This is a genomic window from Brucella pseudintermedia, from assembly GCF_008932435.1.
Taxonomy (GTDB): Bacteria; Pseudomonadota; Alphaproteobacteria; order Rhizobiales; family Rhizobiaceae; genus Brucella; species Brucella pseudintermedia.
Genome location: NZ_WBWE01000042.1, coordinates 1 through 477, shown reverse-complemented (window position 1 = coordinate 477; position 477 = coordinate 1). Strand labels below are relative to the sequence as shown.

Below are 477 nucleotides of genomic sequence, written 5' to 3'. Positions count from 1 at the left end.
GATGCTGGTCGACGCGCGTCAATCAGCCGAAAAATGGCAAGAATTCCTCGAATGCTTTGTCGATGACGAAGAAATCGTCGCCCGCGTCAAGACATATTCTCCACGGTAACAATCGGGCGGTTACGATTATTGCGGTGCTGAAGGAGCAGGAGGCAGGCATGAAGGTGGCCGACCTGTGCCGCAAGTATGGGATTTCGGACGCAACATTTTATAACTGGAAAGCCAAATACGGCGGTATGGAGGTGTCCGAGGCGAAGCGCCTGAAGGCACTCGAAGAAGAGAACGCCAAGCTTAAGAAGCTGTTGGCCGAGCAGATGCTCGATGCCGCCGCACTCCGCGAGCTTCTCGCAAAAAATGTATGGTCCGCCTCGTCCGTGCAAGGGGTTTGATGGTCCTGACGGTTCCAGTCTGCATAAATGTATCCGGCCTCTCGCGAGTGGACTGTTGTTACAGTCAGGCCATGATGAGATCCGCGCG

1 pseudogene is annotated in these 477 nt (G+C 54.7%); it reads left to right on the top strand.

Annotation, left to right across the window (positions count from 1 at the left end):
* Positions 1 to 95: 95 nt before the first annotated feature.
* Positions 96 to 359: pseudogene (locus F9K78_RS21800) on the top strand (transposase); the annotation flags it as partial.
* Between the last annotated feature and the right edge of the window lie 118 nt (positions 360 to 477).